Source organism: Bacteroides sp. RTP21281st1_H5_RTP21281_210402, assembly GCF_040918965.1.
GTDB lineage: Bacteria > Bacteroidota > Bacteroidia > Bacteroidales > Bacteroidaceae > Bacteroides > Bacteroides congonensis.
Map to the genome: position 1 here is coordinate 299,321 of NZ_JBCOWR010000003.1, position 6,184 is coordinate 305,504.

The window sequence follows — 6,184 nt, forward strand, 5'->3', positions numbered from 1 at the left end:
TTATATTATTTCATTTTTACTATCACTTCTTTCTTATCTTCATTATACTCAAACTTCACCGGAGCGATTTTCTCTAAATCCATCAATACTTTCTCTAATAATGTATTGTCCGATGTCAATGTATAGACATACTTCAAAGCCTGCCCGTCTTCTACTTTAAAGTCCACATCATACCAGCGGTTCAATACCTTGATGACTTCCGGTAGCGGAGTATCTTTAAATACTATCACATTCTGTTTCCACATTGACAAGCGTTGCATATCGTTCATTTTGGATATGGTGCACTGTTTGTTCTCTTTGTTATATACCAATCTTTCGCCGGGTTGCACCGGGTATTTCTTTTCCGTAGGTAGAGTCATATTTATATTTCCTTCATCCAGACATACTACGATATCCTTGTTTTCCGGATAATCCTGTACATTGAAAGAAGTTCCCAATACGTGAATTGCCGGCCCGTTCAGGTTGACAATAAAAGGACGGTTCTTATTCTTGGCCACTACGAAATAGGCTTCTCCTTCAAGAAAAACTTCCCGGGTGTTTAAAGCAAACTTCTTGGGATATCTTAATTTCGAATCAGAATTGATATATACTTTTGTTCCGTCCTGAAACATGATTTGTATACGTTCGCCTTTATCTACAACTACTTCTTCATATTCGGAAGTGCCAAACAGGTCTACTTTTGAATTAAGTTGTATATAAAGTCCGACAATCAAGACAACAGGAATCAATACGGCTGCAACCCGGAAACAGATACGTTTCAACTTCTTCATACGAATGTTCTTCCGTATCTGCTCTTGTATTTTCTTTGAAGGGATATCATGGTTCACATACAAATCTGCGAACTCATTTTTTATAAGCTCGGAATCCCGTGTCATAGCAGCTTCCAGGTAGTCGCTACCCTCTTCCGTAGCAAACCACTCTGCCACATATTTTGCATTTTCCGGACTGGCAATTCCTGCCAGTACTTCTTCTATTTGTTTATCAGTAGGTCTGTTCATCTTTATCACTTTATTAAATGGACACTCAAGACGGTCATCAGAGTGGTGAATACAACAATTATTAACATCTTGCTTAAATGGATACGGAGAAGTTTCAGTGCTTCCGAATAATGTGTCTTGATAGTATTTATGGATAAGTTCATCCGTTCCGCTATCTCCTGATTCGTCAGTTCTTCCTGAACTTTCATCAGGCAGATGTCCCTTTTCTGAGCAGGAAGCATATCCACAGCTTTATAAAAACTGGACATCAACTCTTTCTTCTCCAAATTTTCTATCAGATTATCTTCGTAAGGTGAAGCGATTTGTGCCACCTCATAGTTCTTTGCAATAGCGCTGTTTTCATTGCGAATCAGGTTCAGGACATGATTTTTCGTCATTGTAAAGAGGTAGTTTTTCAGGCTGATTCCCACATGTAATTCCGAGCGGAATTCCCACAAACGAGTGAAGACGTGCTGCACTACATCTTCTGCCATATCGGAACTCATTAAATAACGGTAAGCTAATACATACAATAGTTTATGATATCTTTCATAAGCTTGGGTGAAAGCTCTTTCATCACCTTGTTCTATCAAGGCAAAGAGTTTTTCATCATCTGTATCAGTATATCGAGCTGTCTTGTCTAGCATCTCCTAGATTCTATTAGTTATTTTTCCAAAAAGATTAAAGGCTAATTTATCAAGTTACAAAGATGGATTCATCTGATTACAGACTATATACACAATTCTGATGGTCGTCTTCGTCTGTCTATAAATCATACGATATTTGGGATGTATTAGAAAACTTCTGTAAATTTTGGTAGAAGTACTCCTTTTTTTATCGAACATACCAATTTCCGGATGCAGACTTATATGATGAATTGCATTAAAAAAATCTTGTGTCACATTTATAGCTGCTTTTTGTCCTACATTACATGAATACCAGTTTACAATCTGCACAAACAACCGAAAAGCAGATTTATTCCATTTTACTTTGAGAGCATCCATTTGAAAAAAGCATTAACTTCCGCATCATCAACCAATCCACTGGCTTCGGAAGCCTTGATTCTATTATCTAATTCTTCGTCTGAAGTTACAATACCCGGCATAGGTGCATCTTTCAAACTGACATCGTTAATCAAAGACTCAAAATATGCTTCATTATATTCTGAATCTTCACCTAAAATTTCAAGACATTGCTCTATTTTTTCAGGATTTGTTTCTTTTTTTATCCGTTCAACAAGCTTCGCTTTCTTAGCCTTAAATACAGGTTTGGAATAATAAGTTGTTGAAGGTTCTTTTACTTTTGCCATAATCATAAATAGCTTGTTGTAGCAAAGATAGGAATTGTTTGGAGATTCTATAAATTAATAGGTCTATTTTTTCCAGTCAACAGATATTCTATACGAAAAAAGTCCCCGATTAACAATTCCCCTTTTCTAATGAGGAATTATCAATCAAGGACTCCATCCACTAACTAATTAACAAATAGATTACAAACGATAGGTAATAATTCTTTCTTCCGGCGAATCAATCCAAAGACGCCATGTATTCTCAGATACTTTTTCTGCTGTTCCTATGTTGGCTTTCGGTTGGCGGCTGCTCTTAATGGTAAGGTAGCCTTTGCCTTCCGTTGCCTTTACTTTGATTGTTTTCTTGTCCATATAGATATGGATGTCTCCATTCGGAGTGGGCACGGTGCCTTCCATCCATTTCAATCCTCCCAATACAGGAGCAATGGAGAATTCCTTATATCCTTCTTTTACAGGTTTTACTCCCAAGTAATATTTGCCTAACAAATAGATAGGACTAGCTCCCCAGGCATGACAGAGACTTTTTCCGTAAGGACGGCCATACATGGCAAGATGCTGCGTTCCGGTTTCTTCGGGGTTGTATTTCTCCCAAAAAGAGGTTGCACCTTCTTTCAACATTCCACCCCAATAGGCTTTCATTTCTTTCATTACTGCCTCTTGTTCACCAAGTGCGCAGAGGGCTTCCAGTTCGTAAAAGCGCATATAAGGGGTTGTTATTTTCAATATACTATCGTTCAGGAGAACAGAGTTTTTAATAGCTTGTTGCTTCTTAGCATCCAAGTATTGAAAGAATACGGAAAACATATTTGCATAGCGGGTCACTGCATCACTTTGCTGACCATTCACACAATTATGTACAAAGGCTTGTTTTTGGTCATTCCAAAAAGTTGGTTCCAACTTTGCTTTCAAAGCATCAGCCAGTTTTTCGTATTTCTGTTTACTATCTGCATCCCCGACCAGGTCTGCACACAAAGCCATTGTTTCAAGACTTCTGCAGAAAAGAACTTGTTCAAAGGAAAGTTCGCCCTTCTTATCCAAATAGCCGTCCGCCCAATCTACAAATACCCAGTCACCGGTCATTCCTTCCACCATGCCATTCTTATTGGTACGTCCCAGTACGTAGTCCATCATCGTCTGCATACGCGGATAGAGTTGGGTTACAAAATGACGGTCACCGCTATACATATAATAATCGTATACGCTAAGGAACCAATAGAATGTATAATCCATGATTGTATTACTATGGCTCGTCACGGGGTCTTTACCACGAAGCAGCCAAATAGTGCGTTTCACTGATTCGTTATCGAAGAAAAGATAGTAATTCATCAGATAACTTTGGATGGCATCACCGCTCCAGACCCAACGGTCGCGCTTGATACCGTCAATGAAAAACTCACGGGTAGTGAGATGCATCGTATAGGCTCCCACTTCCCAAATCCGGTTCAGTTCTTCATCATTACAACGGAAGCTGCCACGATATTCTTCGGGAAGATATTCATATTGCATGGAGACATCACCGATTGTCACTCCCGGTTCATGGGTGATATAGACATAACGGAAAGCCTTGCTATTCTCTAATGTATATCCATTATCAGAATCATTCAAGGGGGATGTACTGCGTATGGCAAGGTCGGTCATCCGCCCCTTTTCCAATAGAAACTTATCCAAGGTTTCGCAATAGGCTTTGTCTTTGGCCTCTTCCGGACTTTCACCATAATAGATTTCAATAGTGCCTTTTCCCGAAAGATTCTTCAGGGTGATATATCCGAAGGTTTCTTTTCCGAAGTCATACAGAATACCACCTTCGGGTTGCTCTGCCTTGGAGACAGGTTGATGCGGTTCACGCATTAATTTAAACTGTGAAGGACGTTGGGTGGCTCCGTCAAAATTCCAACATCCGGCATCCATGTAAATAGTGGCGGATGTGTCACTGGCTTTACCGCTTTCGTCAATCCATTCTTTATCCTCATAGGTCACCCGCCAAGAAGAATCAGAGTTGACTGTTTTTCCTTTTACATAGATTGCAGGTGGTGTAGACTGATTCCAAACCTTTATATTCAAGTTGTGCTTACCGGCAGGAAGAGTCATCGTTTCCGGCATACCGAACTGGAGTTTTCCATTCAGCTTGACACTGTATTTTCCCTCGACAGCAATGAATATTTCTTCCGGTTCGGCGAGGTTCAGTTGTTTGCTGAACTCTACGACTACATAGTGGATATCTGTTTTCCAAAAAGGGGGGAAAAATGCACCACGTTCCGTACGTCTGTTGTTCATTTGGTTGCCTAACCAAATTTCATAATCTCCCGGATACCATATCCAGGTTTGTGCAAATGTGCTGCTTGCCAAAGATAAGGCAGCCAGTAATATCTTATATTTCTTTTCCATTGTTCTTTCTACTGCTTTCTATCAATTCCTATCTAAGATTCAACAAATCCTTATATTCACTCTCCAACCCTGCACGTTCACGAATAGCAGTATCCACTTTCGAACCATTATTCTCCCATACATTGCCGGGGCCGTTAGCATTTTGCAAATATTTCTCTCCTTCTGTCCAGTTATCGCGAACAGTAATAAAAGAAGAACCTTCATCCGTATAAAGATAAAACCAATGATTCGGGTCGTGTACATAACTTGGTTTATAAATACTATGAACACAATTCTCCGTCACATAGCTTTTAGGTTGGGAACCAAGCGTATAAATCCCGGCTACATCATACATATGCTTTGCATAATGATGAATCAGATTAGCATGTACATGGTTATTGCGCATACAATTTACTGTCTGCGTCCATCCCCAACCAAGGCTGATACCACTATAAGGAACTTCACAAATCTCGTTATGCTCTATATGTATATCCCTCACGTATCCTGCCGCAATAGCGAGACATCCCCAGTCTTCATTACCAACTTCTGTAAAATAGCAATTATTGATTTGCTGATATGCGCATACTTCCCGACTGTCAGCAGGTTCATAAGGCAAATGTGTTTCATGGGCAGCCGGAGAAAAACTGCCGACTAACAAACCATTCCCCGCAATATCACGGAAAAGACAACCACGAACAACGCCACCCTGAACCGCTTCTTCATAATCCAGTCCCGTAGAACCTAAATGTTCAAAACGGCAACGCTCAAAATCAATCCGACTCGCAGCTATTACACTGACAGCCGCCGCAGGACGTCCCAGCCATCCTTGATTATCCAGTTGATGATTCAAATAATCCCGTTGCATCTTAGGGTCGATGCAATATCCATCCGTCAAGTACATACCTGCCTGAAGCGGCACATGCCCCTTTTCTGAAGGACGCATCCAAGTTGTGTACGAGAATGTAATTTTCTCAAAACGGATATTAGAGACAGGACGGTCTAGTGTACCTTCTATCTGCACCAATGTTTCAATGGCAGGTACTATCACTTCTGTATCTGCATCCTGCATCTTCTCCCCTTCCCGTGGATAATAATAAACCTTACGGGCTTCTATATCATGGTACCATTCTCCTGGCACATCCAACAGTTCCCAGGCATTTGTCAGATAGAAAGCGGAGTTATGCCCGTCCGTTGTCACCATCGGTCGTGGCCAGGGATGCTCGAACTGAATACGGCTTTCCGGCTGATGAAAACGTATCGCCGCACTATCTCCCTGCATTTCAACAGAACGAATACGGAGATTGGCAACACACCACATTTGATGAAGTACCATTTCAGCATATCTGGCCTTCAAATTCCCTTTGCTGTCTACGAGCTTGCGCATCGCAACCGCAGGAACATAAAGAATTTCGTTCTTCTCATCCACACTGCAAATGCGATTCATCTTCTCGAAATCTTTCACATCCCGTGCACGAACAGCCTTTTCTCCATTCACCCATAACTGACGGAAATCCAACGGTCGTCCATTAAATGC

The 6,184-nt window shown here is 40.8% G+C and carries 6 protein-coding genes; all 6 read right to left on the minus strand.

Annotation, left to right across the window (positions count from 1 at the left end; genetic code table 11):
- Nucleotides 1–5: 5 nt before the first annotated feature.
- A complete protein-coding gene (locus AB5443_RS06755) occupies nt 6–998 on the minus strand; it encodes a FecR family protein (RefSeq protein ID WP_195407239.1) in 993 nt (330 codons plus the stop codon).
- 5 nt (nt 999–1,003) lie between these two features.
- Nucleotides 1,004–1,624, minus strand: coding sequence for an RNA polymerase sigma factor (locus AB5443_RS06760; protein ID WP_277133194.1), 621 nt, complete (start codon nt 1,622–1,624; stop codon nt 1,004–1,006).
- Between the two features lie 54 nt (nt 1,625–1,678).
- Complete coding sequence (locus AB5443_RS06765; RefSeq protein WP_277133196.1) at nt 1,679–1,981, minus strand: type II toxin-antitoxin system RelE/ParE family toxin; 303 nt, start codon at nt 1,979–1,981, stop codon at nt 1,679–1,681.
- Entirely contained in the window at nt 1,963–2,286 is a 324-nt protein-coding gene (locus AB5443_RS06770; protein WP_277133198.1) for a hypothetical protein, read from the minus strand. Before AB5443_RS06770 ends, AB5443_RS06765 begins: the two co-directional genes overlap by 19 nt.
- Before the next feature lie 180 nt (nt 2,287–2,466).
- Complete coding sequence (locus AB5443_RS06775; protein ID WP_277133200.1) at nt 2,467–4,671, minus strand: alpha-L-rhamnosidase C-terminal domain-containing protein; 2,205 nt, start codon at nt 4,669–4,671, stop codon at nt 2,467–2,469.
- 28 nt (nt 4,672–4,699) lie between these two features.
- A partial coding sequence (locus tag AB5443_RS06780) for a right-handed parallel beta-helix repeat-containing protein (RefSeq protein WP_368119601.1) occupies nt 4,700–6,184 on the minus strand: 1,485 nt, incomplete at its 5' end.

Excerpts from the sequence above, each read along its gene's own strand:
- AB5443_RS06755 (WP_195407239.1), bottom strand. The coding sequence starts at position 998 with ATGAACAGACCTACTGATAAACAAATAGAAGAAGTACTGGCAGGAATT.
- AB5443_RS06760 (WP_277133194.1), bottom strand. The coding sequence starts at position 1,624 with ATGCTAGACAAGACAGCTCGATATACTGATACAGATGATGAAAAACTC.
- AB5443_RS06765 (WP_277133196.1), bottom strand. The coding sequence starts at position 1,981 with ATGGATGCTCTCAAAGTAAAATGGAATAAATCTGCTTTTCGGTTGTTT.
- AB5443_RS06770 (WP_277133198.1), bottom strand. The coding sequence starts at position 2,286 with ATGGCAAAAGTAAAAGAACCTTCAACAACTTATTATTCCAAACCTGTA.
- AB5443_RS06775 (WP_277133200.1), bottom strand. The coding sequence starts at position 4,671 with ATGGAAAAGAAATATAAGATATTACTGGCTGCCTTATCTTTGGCAAGC.